The organism is Amycolatopsis sp. NPDC031561 (assembly GCF_055580625.1).
The window spans coordinates 165,099-180,945 of record NZ_JBVILA010000007.1; the positions used below are offsets into that span (position 1 = coordinate 165,099).

At 68.7% G+C, this 15,847-nt stretch carries 18 protein-coding genes; all 18 read right to left on the reverse strand.

Annotated elements, in window-relative coordinates; genetic code table 11:
* Positions 1 to 38: 38 nt before the first annotated feature.
* Positions 39 to 800 carry a DNA repair protein RecO gene (recO, locus tag ACZ5IK_RS17585; protein ID WP_101606087.1) on the reverse strand — a complete coding sequence of 254 codons (762 nt, stop codon included), beginning with the start codon at positions 798 to 800 and terminating at the stop codon, positions 39 to 41.
* A 49-nt stretch (positions 801 to 849) separates the two neighbouring features.
* Positions 850 to 1,290, reverse strand: coding sequence for a CD225/dispanin family protein (locus ACZ5IK_RS17590; RefSeq protein WP_465488630.1), 441 nt, complete (start codon positions 1,288 to 1,290; stop codon positions 850 to 852).
* Positions 1,291 to 1,317: 27 nt separating this feature from the next.
* On the reverse strand, positions 1,318 to 1,824 hold the full coding sequence (locus ACZ5IK_RS17595; RefSeq protein WP_410604251.1) for a CD225/dispanin family protein: 507 nt from the start codon (positions 1,822 to 1,824) through the stop codon (positions 1,318 to 1,320).
* A 55-nt stretch (positions 1,825 to 1,879) separates the two neighbouring features.
* The gene (locus tag ACZ5IK_RS17600) at positions 1,880 to 3,076 is read right to left on the reverse strand and encodes an RDD family protein (RefSeq protein ID WP_465488631.1); all 1,197 of its coding nucleotides are present in this window, start codon (positions 3,074 to 3,076) and stop codon (positions 1,880 to 1,882) included.
* Positions 3,077 to 3,223: 147 nt separating this feature from the next.
* Entirely contained in the window at positions 3,224 to 3,676 is a 453-nt protein-coding gene (locus tag ACZ5IK_RS17605; protein ID WP_465488632.1) for a DUF2752 domain-containing protein, read from the reverse strand.
* Complete coding sequence (locus tag ACZ5IK_RS17610; RefSeq protein WP_020629387.1) at positions 3,673 to 4,023, reverse strand: CD225/dispanin family protein; 351 nt, start codon at positions 4,021 to 4,023, stop codon at positions 3,673 to 3,675. The genes ACZ5IK_RS17605 and ACZ5IK_RS17610 overlap by 4 nt, the downstream gene beginning before the upstream one ends.
* Before the next feature lie 25 nt (positions 4,024 to 4,048).
* Positions 4,049 to 4,384, reverse strand: coding sequence for a CD225/dispanin family protein (locus ACZ5IK_RS17615; protein WP_465488633.1), 336 nt, complete (start codon positions 4,382 to 4,384; stop codon positions 4,049 to 4,051).
* 156 nt (positions 4,385 to 4,540) lie between these two features.
* Positions 4,541 to 5,440 (reverse strand): GTPase Era, encoded by a 900-nt coding sequence (gene era / locus ACZ5IK_RS17620; protein ID WP_101606080.1) that lies wholly within the window; start codon positions 5,438 to 5,440, stop codon positions 4,541 to 4,543.
* A complete protein-coding gene (locus ACZ5IK_RS17625; RefSeq protein WP_101606079.1) occupies positions 5,440 to 5,766 on the reverse strand; it encodes a cytidine deaminase in 327 nt (108 codons plus the stop codon). Before ACZ5IK_RS17625 ends, era begins: the two co-directional genes overlap by 1 nt.
* A complete protein-coding gene (locus ACZ5IK_RS17630; protein ID WP_465488634.1) occupies positions 5,759 to 7,111 on the reverse strand; it encodes a hemolysin family protein in 1,353 nt (450 codons plus the stop codon). Before ACZ5IK_RS17630 ends, ACZ5IK_RS17625 begins: the two co-directional genes overlap by 8 nt.
* A 2-nt stretch (positions 7,112 to 7,113) precedes the next feature.
* Positions 7,114 to 7,668, reverse strand: coding sequence for an rRNA maturation RNase YbeY (ybeY, locus tag ACZ5IK_RS17635; protein ID WP_465488635.1), 555 nt, complete (start codon positions 7,666 to 7,668; stop codon positions 7,114 to 7,116).
* Complete coding sequence (locus tag ACZ5IK_RS17640; RefSeq protein ID WP_465488636.1) at positions 7,665 to 8,765, reverse strand: PhoH family protein; 1,101 nt, start codon at positions 8,763 to 8,765, stop codon at positions 7,665 to 7,667. The genes ybeY and ACZ5IK_RS17640 overlap by 4 nt, the downstream gene beginning before the upstream one ends.
* A 114-nt stretch (positions 8,766 to 8,879) precedes the next feature.
* Complete coding sequence (locus tag ACZ5IK_RS17645; RefSeq protein WP_465488637.1) at positions 8,880 to 9,230, reverse strand: histidine triad nucleotide-binding protein; 351 nt, start codon at positions 9,228 to 9,230, stop codon at positions 8,880 to 8,882.
* Positions 9,231 to 10,128: 898 nt separating this feature from the next.
* A complete protein-coding gene (locus ACZ5IK_RS17650; RefSeq protein ID WP_465488638.1) occupies positions 10,129 to 10,881 on the reverse strand; it encodes a 16S rRNA (uracil(1498)-N(3))-methyltransferase in 753 nt (250 codons plus the stop codon).
* A gap of 3 nt (positions 10,882 to 10,884) precedes the next feature.
* Complete coding sequence (dnaJ, locus tag ACZ5IK_RS17655; protein ID WP_410604241.1) at positions 10,885 to 12,051, reverse strand: molecular chaperone DnaJ; 1,167 nt, start codon at positions 12,049 to 12,051, stop codon at positions 10,885 to 10,887.
* A gap of 40 nt (positions 12,052 to 12,091) precedes the next feature.
* Positions 12,092 to 13,117, reverse strand: coding sequence for a heat-inducible transcriptional repressor HrcA (gene hrcA / locus ACZ5IK_RS17660; RefSeq protein WP_465488639.1), 1,026 nt, complete (start codon positions 13,115 to 13,117; stop codon positions 12,092 to 12,094).
* A gap of 108 nt (positions 13,118 to 13,225) precedes the next feature.
* Positions 13,226 to 14,089, reverse strand: coding sequence for an aldo/keto reductase (locus ACZ5IK_RS17665; RefSeq protein WP_465488640.1), 864 nt, complete (start codon positions 14,087 to 14,089; stop codon positions 13,226 to 13,228).
* 156 nt (positions 14,090 to 14,245) lie between these two features.
* The gene (locus ACZ5IK_RS17670; protein WP_465488641.1) at positions 14,246 to 15,742 is read right to left on the reverse strand and encodes a CoA-acylating methylmalonate-semialdehyde dehydrogenase; all 1,497 of its coding nucleotides are present in this window, start codon (positions 15,740 to 15,742) and stop codon (positions 14,246 to 14,248) included.
* Positions 15,743 to 15,847 lie beyond the last annotated feature (105 nt).

Below are 15,847 nucleotides of genomic sequence, written 5' to 3' on the forward strand. Positions count from 1 at the left end.
TTCGAGCCTCCTGATCGAGTGAACCTGTGCCTGCGACCCTACTGCGCCGGAGTGACGCCCTCCCGCGCACGCCTCTCCACCAGCGGCAGCGAGCGCAACTGGCGCTCCAGATGCCACTGCAGATGCGCCGCGACCAGGCCGGAAGCGTCCCGCCGCGGCACCGGCTGCGACGCTTCGGCCACCGGCCACTCCCCGTGCAGGAGCGCCGCGAGCAGGGTCAGTACCTCATGGGAGGGGTGGACACAGCCGGGAACCCGGCAGTCCGGGCACATCGAGCCGCCGGCGGACACGCTGAACGCCTTGTGCGGACCCGGCAGGCCGCACCGGGCGCATTCGGTGATCGCGGGCGCCCATCCCGCGTAGGCCATGGCCCGCAGGAAGAAGGCGTCGAGCACGAGGGAACTGTCCCGCTCGCCGCCCGCGAGTGCCCGAAGGGCGCCGACGACGAGCATGTAGAGCTTCAGCACCGGCTCGCCCTCTTCGGCGGACAGCCGGTCCGCCGTTTCGGCGATGGCGCTCGCGGCGGTGTAGCGCTGGTAATCGGCCACCAGCGGCAGCGCGAAGGCGTCGACCGTCTCGACCTGGGTGATCACGTCGAGGGAGCGGCCGGTGTAGAACTGGACGTCGACGTGCCCGAACGGCTCCAACCGCGCCCCGAAGCGCGATGACGTCCGACGCACGCCTTTCGCGACCGCACGGACCTTGCCGTGCCGCCGCGTGAGCAGGGTGATGATCCGGTCGGCCTCACCCAGCTTGTGCGTCCGCAACACCACTCCGGTGTCGCGATAGAGGTTCACCACCCCGACATCGTCCCACCTGGGACCGACATCGGGGTGGTGCGCCCCGGAATCAGCAGTAGCTGCCGTAGCAGCTGTAGGTCGCCGTCGAAGCCGCGATGATCGAAAAGACGAAGATGACGATGCCGACGAGACAGCCGAGCCCGCCGATGATCGACGCGATCATGCACATGGTCTTCGTCGACCTCGACGCGTCCGCGGCGGCCGCGTAGTTGCCCTGCATCTTGTAGGTGTTGACCTCGTTGGACTTCATGATCGCGAAGATCGCGATGATCCAGCAGAGGAAGATGCAGCCGATCGCCCAGCCCTTGTAATCCTTGATGGCGTTGATGTCACCGCCGCCACCGGGCATGCCGCCCGGAGCGCCGTAGGGAGAAGGCTGGCCGTACGGGGCCGGCTGGCCGTAGGGAGAGGGCATGCCGCCGGACGGCGGGCCGTAGCCCGGCTGAGGCTGCTGGCCGTAGGGCTGCTGCTGGCCGTAAGGGTTGGTCATGTGAAGTGTTCCTCGTTGTTTTTCGGACTAGAACGACGCGGCGATCACGACGAAATAGAGAAGGGAGAACAGGCAGCCGACACCACCGATGATCGACGCGATCATGCACATGGTCTTCGTCGACCTCGACGCGTCCATGGCAGCGGTGTAGTTGCCCTGCATCTTGTAGGTGTTGACCTCGTTGGACTTCATGATCGCGAAGATCGCGATGATCCAGCAGAGGAAGATGCAGCCGATCGCCCAGCCCTTGTAGTCGGGGATCGAGTTGATGTCACCGCCGCCACCGGGCATGCCACCCGGGGCACCGTACGGCGCGGGCTGGCCGTAGGGCGAAGGCTGACCATAGGGAGCGGGCTGGCCGTAGGGCATCGGGTTCGCCCCCGACGGCTGACCGTAGGGCGCGGGGGTGGCGCCGGAGGGCTGACCGTACGGCGCGGGCGTGGCGCCGGACGGAGGTCCGTATCCGGGCTGAGGCTGCTGGCCATAGGGCTGCTGCTGGCCGTAGCCAGGCTGCTGGCCGTACGGGTTCGTCATCGGGTTCCCCATTTGTGTCGTGCTTCCCGGCGGGTGGATCCCGCCGGTCGTTCCGTTACTGCTGCGGCGTTCCGGGCCCGTTCGGCCCGTTCGCCCCCGGCAGCTGCTGCCTCAGCTGCTCCGGCGTGATCTTCTGCGTCGGCTCGGCTTCGTCGAACCCGGACGGCGCCTGCTGAGACTGCTGACCGGGACGAAGCACCTGGGTGGGCTCGGCCTCGCCGAAAGCCGGTCCCGGCTGGGACTCCGGGGACGGCGCCGCGGTTCCCTGCGGCTGCTGACCGAACGGCTGGGACGGCTGAGAGGGCTGCTGTCCGAACGGCTGCGCGGGCTGCTGCCCGAACTGACCCGGCTGGCCCGGCTGCGGCTGCTGGGGCTGCGCGCCGAACGGCTGCTGCGGCTGACCGAACGGCGAAGGCTGCGCGGGGAACGACTGCGACGGCGCGGGGAATCCCGGGCTCTGGCCGAACGGCGCCGACGCGGGCGCGGTGGCTTCGCCGGGGACGACGACGGTGCTGAGGATCTTGTCGGCGAACGTCTGCTTCTTCTGGTCCCACAGCGGCCAGAGATAACCGAGGCCGCAGACCCAGCCGTCCAGGTTGTGGCACAGGTCCCGGACGAAGGCCATCAACGGGCCGATGGGCTGCCCGTCGGCCTCGCGGACGAGCTTGATCTTCAGGATCTTCTTGCCGAGCGACTGGCCGGTGGTGCCCATCTTGAACCACCGGTTGTAGACGGTCCAGACGAGACCCGCGAGGTAGCCGATACCGGCGATGACGCCGCCGATGACCGAGCTCACGTTCGTGGCGATGATGGCGCCGACGACCGGGAGTACGACGATCGGGCCGAAGTCGATCAAGGTCCCCGCCGCGCGCAGGCCCCAGTGGGCGTAGTCCTGCTGCGGACCGAACTGGGAGGCCTGGCCGAACGGGGCCTGCTGCGGCTGGCCGAACGGAGACGGCTGCGGTTGCTGCCCGAACGGCGTCTGCTGCTGCGCGCCGAAAGGCTGCTGCGGCTGCTGCCCGAACGGCGACTGCTGTTGCTGGCCGAACGGCGAGGATTGCTGCTGGCCGAAAGGCGAAGGCTGGTCACCCTGGGGAGGCTGCTGCCCGAACGGTGAAGGCTGCTCCCCCGACGACGGCTGTCCGAACGGCTGCTGCGGCTGCGGTGACTGCTGCTGCCCGTCCCCCGGCTGGGGCCCGGATCCGGGTGGCGGCTGCTGTCCCGGCGGCTGCTGGCCGTAGGGAGTGGTCATCGAAATCCCCTCGCTGGTTCCTCGCCCCTGGCGCACGGGGCCTCGTGCGGCGACCCGGGCTGAATGTACGGCATGGGTACACGCCGAGCAGACCGGTGCGCGGGAGCGTACTCGGTGCCACCGACGATCCGGGGCTCGGCCCGGCACTCACACGTGGAGCGAGGTGAACGGGGCGAAGGGCAGGTTACGGATGACGAACCAGACGACGAACACGACGCCGAACGCGAGCGGTGTCCAACGCCAGTGCAGCCAGCTGTCCATCGTACGACCGCGGAGCCTGCCGACCGCCCAGACGACGGTGCTCCAGACGAGCAGCAGAACGACCACAAAGGACACCGCGTTGTAGTGCAGCGCGGCGGGGATGTCGCCGTGCAGCACGCTGTAGACCATGCGCATGCCACCGCAGCCGGGGCAGGAGATGCCCAGCAGTGCCTTGGTGGGACAGACCGGAAGCGGCCCACCGGGGGTGGTGGGATCGCCCAGCCAGAGGGCGACGCAGCCGAGACCGGCGCCGGCGGCGATGGCCAGGGGCGGTCCCAGCGCGCGGGCCCGTGCTTTGAACCCGCGCGCCGGGAATCCCGTGTAGACGGACGTCGTCACGGCGTGAAGCTTCCCGCCGACGCTCCGATGATGATCATCACCACGATGAAGATGATGTACAACAGGAAGAGACCACCGGTGGCGATCGCTCCCCACATCGACCACTTCTTCGCGTCGTCGGCGGCCTTCTGGGCTTCGGCGTGGAAGCCCTGCGCCCACAACGTCTGCACCTGGCTCGACTTCACGATCGCCACGATACCCAGCGGCAGGCAGCACAACACCGTGCAGAGAATGGCCCACACCAGGTTGTTGTCCGGCGGCGGACCGTAGTTCGGCACGCCGCCGTAGTACGGCTGCTGCGGTGGAGGCCCGCCCGGAGGCGGGTAGTTCGGGTACTGGTCGGTCATGAAATCTCCCCCTCTATCGCCCTGATCAGCGGTAGTTGCTCATATCGGTCGAGAAGACGCCGAGGGCGACCACCAGGACGAAGTACAGGATGCCGACGACGACACCGACGATCGCGGCGATGATGGCCCACTTCTTGGCGGCGTCGGCGGATTCCTGCGCGGCGGCGGGCTGCCCCTGCGCCCAGAGCGTGTTCACCTGGGTCGCCTTGATGATCGAGACGATACCGAAGGGCAGGCAGCACAGGATGGTGGTGAGGATCCCCCACACCAGGTTGTTGTTGGGCGGCGGGCCGGGGTTGTTGAAGCCGCCACCGCCCTGAGGGTCGCCGGAGTAGTTGGGCAGGCCCTGGTTGTCGGTCATTTACCGCTTTCCCTTCACGAATGAGATGTGGAAATCGACCCGCGCGCCGCCGCCCGATCAGCGATCACCGGAGTCGAGGAGTGAGACTCTAAGGTCACCCGTCCGGTTCCACATCATCAACCGGTCTCCGCGACCGAATCGAGACATTCCGTTCAGTCAGAAGCCCAGTCGTCGCAACTGACGGGGGTCGCGCTGCCACTCTTTGGCGACCTTGATGTGCAGATCGAGGTAGACCTTCGTCCCGAGGAGTCCTTCGATCTGCTGCCGGGCGCGGGCGCCGACGTCCTTGAGACGCTCACCCTTGTGCCCGAGGATGATGCCCTTCTGGCTCGGTCGTTCCACATAGAGGAACGCGTGCACGTCGATCATGTCGTCCCTGCCCTCGTGCGGCAGCATTTCCTCGACGGTGACGGCGATCGAGTGCGGGAGTTCGTCCCGGACACCCTCCAGCGCGGCCTCACGGATCAGCTCGGCGACCAGGGTCTGCTCGGGCTCGTCGGTGAGTTCCCCGCCCGGGTACAGCTGCGGGCCTTCGGGAAGGTGGCGCACCAGCAGGTCCGCGATCGCGCCGACCTGGAAACCGTCCACAGCGGACACCGGGATGAGCTCGGCGAACTCCATGACCTCCTGCAGGGCGAGCAACTGCTCGGCGACCTGTTCGGGTTTCACGAGATCCGTCTTGGTGACGACACCGATCACCGGTGTGCGCTTGGCGATCTTCTTGAGTTCGGCGGCGATGAACCGGTCACCGGGACCGACCTTTTCGTTGGCGGGCACGCAAAGCCCGACAACGTCCACTTCGGACCATGTCGAGTGGACGATGTCGTTGAGCCGCTCGCCGAGCAGCGTCCTCGGCCGGTGCAGCCCCGGCGTGTCGATGATGACCAGCTGGGCGTCGTCACGGTGGACGATGCCGCGGATGGCGTGCCGGGTGGTCTGCGGTTTGCTGGAGGTGATCGCCACCTTGCTGCCGACGAGCGCGTTGGTCAGCGTGGACTTGCCCGCGTTGGGGCGCCCGACGAAACAGGCGAAACCGGAACGGTGCGGCTCGGCCATCAGTTCAGCACCTTGCCACTGGGATCGGCGAGATAAATGGGCGCCTTTTCGGCGATGTCGCGGACCGCGTGCACGGAGGCCTCTTTGAGCAGGCCTTCGGCGGTGACCACGACGGCGGCCTCGATTCCTTCGGCTCCGCTCGAAACGGCGGCGGCGACGGCGGCCTGCAGCGCGGTGAGCTTGAACGACGGCTGGTCGACCGTGCTCGCCGCGTAGGTGCGGCCGTCGGTGTCGCGCAGCGCGGCGCCTTCCTCGGCCTGGGTGCGGGCTCGCGCGGACCTGGCCAGGGTCACCAGCTTCTCGTCCTCGGCGTCCAGCTCAGGCATGTTCGACACTCCTGTCACTTTCATCGGGCTGCGGGACCCGGGTGCGGCGCCTGCCCTGGGCAGGGTCGGTCACCGCGGTCGCGTCGGCGGGATGGACGACCACCGTGGTGATCCGCATCCGCCCGCGCCGGTCCTTACCGCCTTCGGCGAACAGCCGAAGTCCGGCGACCTCGGCTTCGGCCCCCGGCAGCGGGACCCTACCCAGTCGCTCGGCGAGCAGCCCGCCCACGGTCTCCACGTCGTGGTCTTCGAGGTCGATCCCGAACAGTTCGCCCAGGTCGTCGATCGAGAGCCGGGACGAGACGCGGACAGCGCCGTTTTCGAGTTCCTCGACCTCGGGGCGTTCGTCGGTGTCGGATTCGTCGGTGATCTCACCGACGATCTCCTCGAGGATGTCCTCGATGGTGAGCAGGCCGGCGGTGCCGCCGTACTCGTCGACGGCGATCGCCATGTGGTTGTGCGAGACCTGCATCTCCTTGAGCAGATCGTCGAGCCGTTTCGAGTCCGGCACGAAGCTCGCCGGGTTCATCAGCTCCTCGACCACGCGCTGCGGACCGCCCTCGCCCATGTAGGCGGGCATGAGGTCCTTGATGTTGACCACGCCGACGATGTCGTCGACGGATTCGCCGATCACCGGCAGCCGGGTGAACCCGGTGCGCAGGGCCAGCGCGAGCGCCTGGCGCACGGTCTTGTCGTGCTCGATCCAGACGATCTCCGTGCGCGGCACCATCACCTCGCGCGCGACGGTGTCGCCGAGTTCGAACACCGAGTGGATCATTTCGCGTTCGGATTCCTCGACGACGCCGCGTTCCTGGGCGAGGTCGACCAGTTCACGCAGTTCGACTTCGGAGGTGAACGGGCCTTCGCGGAAGCCGCGGCCGGGGGTGATGGCGTTACCGAGGACGATCAGCAGCCTGCTGAGCGGGCCGAGGATCGAACCGAGGACCCGGACCGGCCCCGCGACGACCAGGCCGATCCGGTACGGGTGCTGGCGGCCGAGGGTGCGCGGGCCGACACCGATGAGCACGTAGCTCACCACGACCATCACGCCGGCGGCGACCACGATGGCGAGCCACAGCGGCTCGATCCAGCCGAGGATGTCGACGGTGACCAGCACGGTGGCCGTCAGCTCGCAGGTCATCCGCAGCAGCAGGATCAGGTTGATGTGGCGGCGGCGTTCGGCGATGACCAGCGCGAGCTGACGCGCGCCGGGGCGCCCGAGGCGGACGAGACCGTCGGCGCGGGCCTTGGAGACCGTGCTGACGGCCGCGTCGGCGGCCGCGAACACCCCGGCGAGCAGGATCAGCGCGATGGCGATGACCAGCAGCGCGGTCGGACTGCCCATGTCTAGGCGGGGGGTTCGTCGGCGGGCAAGGGGTCCAGGCCGGCCGTACCGAGGAGCCTGTCGTCCGCGGTGCGCTGCGCGTCGCGCCGGTTCACCGCGGCCACGGCCGCCTGGAACTCGCCGAGGATCCGCTTCTGCAGACCGAACATCTCGCGTTCCTCGGCGGGTTCGGCGTGGTCGTAGCCGAGCAGGTGCAGGACACCGTGCGTGGTGAGCAGGTGCAGCTCGTCGATCAGCGCGTGCCCGGCGGTCTTGGCCTGGTCCTTCGCGAACGCCGGGCAGAGCACGATGTCACCGAGCAGCGCGGGTGAGGCGTCGGGCGCGTCGGGACGGCGCGACGAGTCGAGCTCGTCCATCGGGAAGGCCATCACGTCGGTGGGACCCGGCAGGTCCATCCACCGCTCGTGCAGGTCCTCCATCACCTCGAGGGTGACGAGCAGGATGGACAGCTCGGCGAGCGGGCTGACCTCCATCTTGTCGAGCGCGAAGCGGGCGGCCGACACGATCGACGTCTCGTCGACGTTCACGCCCGATTCATTGGCGATCTCGATGCTCATGAACGGCGTTGCCCTTTCCAGCCACTGCCCTGGCCCCGGTTGCCCTGGTCCTGGCTGTCCTGCACTGCCTGCCACTTCTCGTACGCGTCGACGATGTCGCCGACGAGCTTGTGCCGCACCACGTCCTGGCTGGTGAGCTGGGCGAAGTGCAGGTCCTCGACGCCTTCGAGGATGTCCCGGACCACCCGCAGGCCGCTCTTCTGGCCGTTGGGGAGGTCGACCTGGGTGACGTCGCCGGTGACGACGATCTTGGCGCCGAACCCGAGCCGGGTGAGGAACATCTTCATCTGTTCCGGCGTGGTGTTCTGCGCCTCGTCGAGAATGATGAAGGCGTCGTTGAGGGTGCGGCCGCGCATGTACGCGAGCGGCGCGATCTCGATGGTGCCCGCCTGCATCAGCCGGGGGATCGACTCGGGCTCGACCATGTCGTGCAGCGCGTCGTAGAGCGGGCGCAGGTACGGGTCGATCTTCTCGTTGAGCGTGCCCGGCAGGTAACCGAGGCGCTCGCCCGCTTCGACCGCGGGCCGGGTCAGCACGATGCGGCTGACCTGCTTGGCCTGCAGGGCCTGGACGGCCTTCGCCATGGCGAGGTACGTCTTGCCGGTACCGGCGGGGCCGATGCCGAACACGATGGTGTGCTTGTCGATGGCGTCGACGTAGCGCTTCTGGTTGAGCGTCTTGGGCCGGATCGTCTTGCCACGCCGGGAGATGATGTTCATGCTCAGCACTTCGGCCGGCGACTCGGAGTCACCGGTGGAGAGCATGCCGACGGTGCGGCGGACGGTGGCCGGGTCGACCTGCTGGCCGCGGCCGGCGAGCGTCACGAGTTCGGCGAAGACACGCTCGGCGAAGGCGACGTCGGCGGGGGCGCCGGTCAGGGTGACCTCGTTGCCGCGGACGTGGACGTCGGCGGCGAGGAGTTCTTCGGCGACGCGGAGGTTTTCGTCCCTCGAGCCGAGCAGGCTGAGCGCGGCGGCGTCGGGGATGGGGAATCGGGACTGGGCCGCTTCGGTGACGGCGGCCTCGTCGGCCTTCGTCGCTGTGACGTCCGCTGTGACGTCGGGTCGGGCGGCTTCACCCGGTACGGTTCCGGCCACGTGGCCTCGGGCCTACTTCCTGCGCTTACGCTGCGATTTTCAACGACACTGACAAGGTCGATGCTACTGGTTGCGGGTGGCGGCACGCAGTCCGGTTTCTCCTGGCCGCGGGCTTCAGCGCCCGAAATGCCCCAGCTGCTCGCCGCCGAGCACGTGCGCGTGCACGTGGAAGACGGTCTGCCCTGCGTCACCGTCGGTGTTGAACACCACCCGATAGCCGGACTCGGCGATCCCCTCGAGCTCCGCCACCTTCTTGGCGGCCAAGGCGATGTCGGCGAGCACCTGCGGATCCGCCGCGGCCAGCTCGGCCACGTTCCGGTACCGCTTCTTCGGCACCACGAGCACATGCACCCGCGCCTGCGGCGCTATGTCCCGAAACGCATACGTCGTCGCGTCCTCGTACACCTTTTCGGACGGGATCTCCCCCGCGATGATCCGCTCGAACAACGTCTCCGCGTCACTCATTCCCCCACCCTATCCCCCACCCGGCCCACCCCACCGGTAAGTCCATGAAGGCCCGCAACTAGAGGACTACTTGCGAAACCCTCGTCACTCACCAGGCGAGGGCCGATACCAAAGACCACCGCCGCCCCAGACCCCCGTCCCCACAACCCCGATGCCCACCGTGACCGGCGTTGGGTTAGCGGCAAGTCCGTGAAGGCCTCCTTGAGGGACTCTGGGTCCCTCAAGGAGGCCTCCACGGACTTGGGATCGAGGCGCCACGCCACGGCCGCCCCAATGTCACCAAGAATCACACCGGAAAGTAGCGAAGGACCCCTTCACTACTTTCAAGCTAGGCAAGGAGGCCTTCACGACCAAAAGAACAACCGCCACTAGAGGACTACTTGCGAAACCCTTGCCACTCACCAGCCCACGACGATGCGCCAGCGCCGCCGTAGGGCGGCCACGTCACCACCACGCACGCTTCACCACCTACGCACGCTTCACCCCCACGCACGCTTCACCACCTACGCACGCTTCACCCCCACGCACGCTTCGCTTTTGCTCTGTCTCCCGGCCGCCAACCGCCGCCGGACGCACCGTGGGGGGTCCGGGGGGCTCGGCCCCCCGGGTCAACACGCGGAACCGCGCCGCGGCGTCGAAATTTGGGGCAGAGCATGAGCGAAGCGACCTGCGAAGCCCCCAAATGAAGACGCCGCGGCGCGGTGGAGCCTGGGGGTCGCTCCACCGTCGCCGCGGCTCCGCCGGACCGAGGGGGGAGGTGCCCGGCGGGGATTCACGCGCGCGACTGGGCTTCATCCCCAGTGGCGCGCCGAAACCGTGTGTTGCGCGTCAGTTAACGAGAGTAACGGCTGTTTGCGTGATCGCGCCATAACTCGCCGCAAATTAGTGGGGTGTTTTTTCACTTCCAGCGGTCGGTGAGAACTCCCAGCGCGCCGAGCGCGACGGCGGCCGCGGTGGAGGTGCGCAAAACGGTGGGGCCCAACCGGATGGCGGTCGCGCCGGCGTCGGTGAGGGTGGTGAGTTCGTCGTCGGTGATGCCGCCTTCGGGGCCGACGATGAGGAGGATGTCGCCTTGTGGCGGGAGCTCGATCTCGGTGAGCCGGGTGGTGATGCCGGATTCGAGGACCAGTGCGCGGGAAACGGTCTGGACGAGTTCGGCGAGTTCGCGGGTGTTCGCGGGTTCGGCGACTTCGGGGACGTGGGCGCGGCGGGCTTGTTTGGCGGCGGCGCGGGCGGTGCCGCGCCAGCGGGTGAGGGCTTTGTCGCCGCGGGTTCCTTCTTCCCAGCGGGCGACGCTGCGGGCGGCGCGCCACGGGACGATCGCGTCGGCGCCGGCTTCGGTGGCGAGTTCGACGGCGAGTTCGCCGCGGTCGCCTTTGGCGAGTGCCTGGGCGACGATGACGCGCAGTGCGGGCGGTTCTTCGATCCAGTGTTCTTCGATGGCGAGGGTGAGTGCCGCGTCTCGGCCCGCCTGGACGGCTTCGACGACACAGCGCGCCATGCCGCCTTCGCCGTCGGAAAGCACGAGACGTTCGCCGACGCGCAGCCGCCGGACGGTGGCGGCGTGCCGGGCTTCCTCGCCGTCGAGCGTGGTGCGCCCGGAACCGGGCAGCGCGGCGGTGAGGAAGACCGGCAGTGTCGTCTCGGGCACGGGTTACCGGTGGTTCTTGGTGCGCAGCTTGGAGAACAGCCCGCCGGGCTTCGACCCGTTGGAGGAGAGCGAAGGCACGTCTTCGCCGCGCTGCTGGGCCAGTTCGACGAGGAGGTCCCGCTGGGCGTCGTCGAGTTTGGTCGGCACGACGACGTCGATGTGGACGTGCAGGTCGCCCCGGCCGTCGACGCGGCCGGAGGACCGCAGCCGCGGCATGCCCTTGGCGGTGAGCACGAGTTCGGTGGCGGGCTGGGTGCCCGGCTCGATGTCGAGTTCGTAGTCGCCGTCGATGAGCGTCTCGATGGGCACCGTGGCGCCGAGGGCGGCGGTGGTCATCGGGATGCGGAAGTTGCAGTGCAGGTCGTTGCCCTGCCGGACGAACACCTCGTGCGGTGCCTCGTCGATCTCGACGTACAGGTCGCCTGCCGGGCCGCCGCCGGGGCCGACCTCGCCCTGGCCGGAGAGCCGGATGCGCATGCCGTCGCCGACGCCCGGCGGGATCTTGGCGGTGACGTTGCGGCGGGCGCGGACGCGGCCGTCGCCACCGCACTGGCGGCAGGGGTCGGTGATGACCTCGCCGAAGCCGCGGCAGACCGGGCAGGGGCGGGCGGTGACGACCTGGCCGAGGAACGACCGCTGCACGGACTGGACCTCGCCGGCGCCGCCGCAGGTGTCGCAGGTCTGGCTGCCGGTGCCCTCGGTCGAGCCGGCGCCGCGGCACAGGTCGCACACGATGGCGGTGTCGACGGTGATCTCGCGGTCGACACCGGTGGCGCAGTCCTCGAGCGTCAGGCCGAGGCGGATGAGCGCGTCGGAGCCGGGCTGCACGCGGCTGCGCGGGCCACGGCCGCGACCGCCGCCTCCCCCGGCGGCGCCGAAGAAGGCGTCCATGATGTCGCCGAGTCCGCCGAAGCCGGAGAATGGGTCACCGCCGCCCGCGCCGCGCGCCCCGCCGTCCATCGGGTCGCCGCCGAGGTCGACGACCTTGCGCTTCTGCGGGTCCGACAGCACCTCGTAGGCGGTGGTCACCTCACCGAAGCGATGCTGAGCGTCCTCCGACGGGTTGACGTCGGGGTGCAGTTCACGGGCCATCTTGCGGTATGCGCGCTTGATCTCCTGATCCGTCGCGTTCTTCGCAACCCCGAGAATGCCGTAATAGTCCCTCGCCACCGTCTTCGCCTTCTCCTTCTGACTTCGACCTCAACTCGGCTCAGCGGCCGGAGAGGATCTGCCCCACGTAGTTCGCCACCGCGCGCACCGCGGCGATGGTGTTCGGGTAGTCCATCCTGGTCGGACCGACGACGCCCATCCCGCCCAGCAGCAGGTCGTCCATGCCGTAGCCGATGGACACCACCGAGGTGCTGCGCATCTGCTCGTCCTCATTTTCCTCACCGATGCGCACGGTGATCGCACCGGGGTTGCGGGCGGCCGCGAGCAGCTTGAGGACGATGACCTGCTCCTCGAGCGCCTCCAGCACCTGCCGCAGCGATCCGGGGAAGTCCGAGACGTTGCGGGTGAGGTTCGCCGTGCCGCCGAGGACCAGGCGTTCTTCGGGGTGCTCGACCAGCGATTCCACCAGAACCGTGCAGACGCGGGTGAGGTTGTCGCGCAGCGCTCCCGGCGACTTCTCCGGCAGTTCGGCGACCGCCGCCGCGGCCTCGGAAAGACGGCGGCCCGCGAGCGCCCCGTTCAGCACCGTGCGCAGCCTGCCGACGTTCTCCTCGGTGATGACGTCCCCGAGGTCGACCGTGCGCTGGTCGACGCGGCCGGAGTCGGTGATCAGCACGAGCATCAGCCGGGCCGGGGTGAGCGGGACCACTTCCAGGTGACGGACGGCGGAGTTGGTCATCATCGGGTACTGGATGACCGCGACCTGCCTGGTCAGCTGCGCGAGCAGCCGGACGGACCGGCGCAGGACGTCGTCGACGTCGGTGCCGCTGTCGAGGAAGGCCGTGATGGCCCGGCGTTCGGCCGTGCTCAGTGGCTTGACCTCGGCGATCCGGTCGACGAACAGCCGGTACCCCTTGTCGGTGGGGATGCGGCCGGCGCTGGTGTGGGGCTGTGTGATGTAGCCCTCTTCTTCGAGCGCCGCCATGTCGTTGCGCACGGTGGCGCTCGACACCCCGAGGTTGTGCCGGTCGACGATCGCCTTGGACCCGACGGGCTCCTGGTTGGACACGTAGTCGGCGACGATCGCGCGCAGTACTTCGAAACGGCGTTCTTCCGCGTTGGCCATCCGCACCTCCCTCGGCTCGTCCTCACAACGAGTTTACGGAAGGCATAGTGCCCGGGGTGCCGAAGGACGCTTTCCCCGCATGACCTGAGAGGAAAGCGCCTGGTCCCCTCAGCTCGCGGCGGCGGAAAGCGCGTTGTATTCGGCGTCGGTCAGCTCGATCTCCGCGGCGGCGACGTTGTCCTCCAGATGCGCGACCGACGACGTCCCCGGGATGGGCAGCACGACCGGCGACCGCTTGAGCAGCCACGCCAGCGCGAGCTGCGACGGAGAGCGGCCGTGCTCCTTCGCCAGCGCGGCGAGGGGACTGTCGTCGCCCGCGAGTCCGCCGGTGGCCAGCGGATACCAGGGGATGAAGCCGATGCCGTGTTCGGTGGCGTGGTCGAGCAGGGCTTCGGAGCGGCGGTTGCCGAGGTTGAACAGGTTCTGCACCGACACGATCGGCGCCGTCTTCTGCGCCTCTGCCAGGTCGGACACGCTGACCTCGGACAGCCCGATGTGCCGGATCTTGCCTTCCTCCCGCAGCTCGGCGAGCACGCCGAGCTGGTCGGCCACCGGCACCTGGGGGTCGATGCGGTGCAGCTGCAGCAGGTCGATCCGTTCGACGCCGAGGTGACGGAGGTTCAGCTCGACCTGCTGGCGCAGGTACTCCGGCCTGCCGACGACGGTCCACTGGCCGGGCCCCTGCCGGGTGAAGCCGACCTTGGTCGCGATGACGAGGTCTTCGGCGTACGGATGGAGCGCCTTCTTGATGAGGTGGTCGGCGACGAACGGGCCGTAGGAGTCGGCGGTGTCGATCAGCGTGACACCGAGTTCGACTGCGCGGCGAAGCACGCGTATGGCCTCTTCGGGGTCCTTCGGGTCGCCCCAGACGCCGGGGCCCGTCAGCTGCATCGCCCCGTACCCCAGGCGGAAGACGGGGAGATCACCGCCGAGCGCGAACGTTCCGGAGTGGCGAGCGGGCTGTGCGGACATGGAGCCTCCTGAAGCTTCCTCGGCTGACTTCGTCCACCCTCGCTCTCTCGGGCGGTGAAGGCCAGCCTGGCCGCTCCTCGGGATGCTATGAAAGGCCCGTTACTTGCAAATTTTGCAAGTAACGGGCCTTTCATAGCGCGCGGGAGCGCGAAGGCGTCAGCTGTTGCGCGGGAACCCGAGGTTAACCCCGCCCTGCGACGGGTCAGGCCACCGCGAAGTGACGACCTTCGTCCGTGTGAAGAAGTGGAACCCTTCCGGTCCGTAAGCGTGGCTGTCCCCGAACAGCGAGTCCTTCCACCCGCCGAACGAGTAGTAGCCCACCGGCACCGGGATCGGCACGTTCACGCCGACCATCCCGACCTCGACCTCGTTCTGGAACCGCCGCGCGGCCCGTCCGTCGTTGGTGAAGATCGCGGTGCCGTTGCCGTAGGGGTTGGCGTTGATCAGGTCCAGCGCCGCGTCGTACCCGTCGGCCCGCGCGACCGTCAGCACCGGGCCGAAGATCTCGTCGGTGTAGACCGACATCTCCGGCGTGACGTGGTCGAACAGCGTCGGGCCGAGCCAGAAGCCGCCGTCCTCGCCGTCGACCTCGATGCCGCGGCCGTCGACGACGAGGCGGGCACCGGCTTCGACGCCTGCCTCCACATAGGACTCGACGCGTTCGTGGTGTGCGGCGGTGACGAGCGGTCCCATCTCCGAGGTGGGACGCATGCCGTCGCCGACGCGCAGGCGTGTGATCCGCTCGGCGATCTTCGCGACCAGTTCGTCGCCGACCGGGTCGATCGCGACCACGACCGACACCGCCATGCACCGCTCCCCCGCCGAGCCGAAGCCCGCGGAGACGGCCGCGTCGGCGGCGAGGTCGAGGTCGGCGTCCGGGAGGACGACCATGTGGTTCTTCGCGCCGCCGAGCGCCTGCACGCGTTTCCCGTGCCTGGTCCCGGTTTCGTAGACGTACTTCGCGATCGGCGTCGACCCGACGAACGAGATCGCCTTGACGTCGCGGTGTTCCAGCAGGCCGTCGACGGCCACCTTGTCGCCGTGCAGGACGTTCAGGACGCCGTCGGGCAGACCCGCTTCGGCGAACAGTTCCGCGATGAAGTTGGCCGCGGACGGGTCCTTCTCGCTCGGCTTGAGCACGACGGTGTTGCCGCAGGCGAGCGCGTTGGGCACGAACCACAGCGGGACCATCGCCGGGAAGTTGAACGGCGAGATCACCCCGACAACGCCCAACGGCTGCGAGATCGAGTAGACGTCGACGCCGGTGGACGCGTTCTCGCTGAACCCGCCCTTGAGCATTTGCGCCGCGCCACAAGCGAACTCGACGTTCTCGATGGCGCGCGCGACTTCGCCCGCCGCGTCGGATTCGACCTTGCCGTGTTCGCTGGTGACGATCTTCGCCAGCTCGTGACGCCGCGCCGACAGCAGCTCGCGGAAGGCGAACAGCACCCGCGTCCGCCCGGCCAGCGACGTCCCGCGCCAGCCCGGCAGCGCCCGGGACGCGGCCGCGACGGCGGCGTCGACGTCGTCCTGCGCGGCGAAGGGGACCTTCGCCCGTACCTGTCCGGTGGCCGGATCGAACACGTCACCGGATCGGTCGCTCACGCCCTCGGACGGTTTGCCGTCTATCCAGTGGTTGATGCGGTCGGTCACGGATTCCGCCCTCCTGATCGCCGGTGCCTGCTCCCGGTCGAGTCTGGGTGCGCGCGCCACACCGACGCCATCGGCAACGTGTACGGACTCCCGCTCCCGGCCGTA

What these genes read in the sequence shown, in the direction of transcription:
- ACZ5IK_RS17590 (WP_465488630.1), bottom strand. Translation starts at nt 1,290, where the DNA reads ATGACCAACCCTTACGGCCAGCAGCAGCCCTACGGCCAGCAGCCTCAG.
- ACZ5IK_RS17595 (WP_410604251.1), bottom strand. Translation starts at nt 1,824, where the DNA reads ATGACGAACCCGTACGGCCAGCAGCCTGGCTACGGCCAGCAGCAGCCC.
- ACZ5IK_RS17600 (WP_465488631.1), bottom strand. Translation starts at nt 3,076, where the DNA reads ATGACCACTCCCTACGGCCAGCAGCCGCCGGGACAGCAGCCGCCACCC.
- ACZ5IK_RS17610 (WP_020629387.1), bottom strand. Translation starts at nt 4,023, where the DNA reads ATGACCGACCAGTACCCGAACTACCCGCCTCCGGGCGGGCCTCCACCG.
- ACZ5IK_RS17615 (WP_465488633.1), bottom strand. Translation starts at nt 4,384, where the DNA reads ATGACCGACAACCAGGGCCTGCCCAACTACTCCGGCGACCCTCAGGGC.
- era (WP_101606080.1), bottom strand. Translation starts at nt 5,440, where the DNA reads ATGGCCGAGCCGCACCGTTCCGGTTTCGCCTGTTTCGTCGGGCGCCCC.
- ACZ5IK_RS17625 (WP_101606079.1), bottom strand. Translation starts at nt 5,766, where the DNA reads ATGCCTGAGCTGGACGCCGAGGACGAGAAGCTGGTGACCCTGGCCAGG.
- ACZ5IK_RS17630 (WP_465488634.1), bottom strand. Translation starts at nt 7,111, where the DNA reads ATGGGCAGTCCGACCGCGCTGCTGGTCATCGCCATCGCGCTGATCCTG.
- ybeY (WP_465488635.1), bottom strand. Translation starts at nt 7,668, where the DNA reads ATGAGCATCGAGATCGCCAATGAATCGGGCGTGAACGTCGACGAGACG.
- ACZ5IK_RS17645 (WP_465488637.1), bottom strand. Translation starts at nt 9,230, where the DNA reads ATGAGTGACGCGGAGACGTTGTTCGAGCGGATCATCGCGGGGGAGATC.
- hrcA (WP_465488639.1), bottom strand. Translation starts at nt 13,117, where the DNA reads ATGGCCAACGCGGAAGAACGCCGTTTCGAAGTACTGCGCGCGATCGTC.
- ACZ5IK_RS17665 (WP_465488640.1), bottom strand. Translation starts at nt 14,089, where the DNA reads ATGTCCGCACAGCCCGCTCGCCACTCCGGAACGTTCGCGCTCGGCGGT.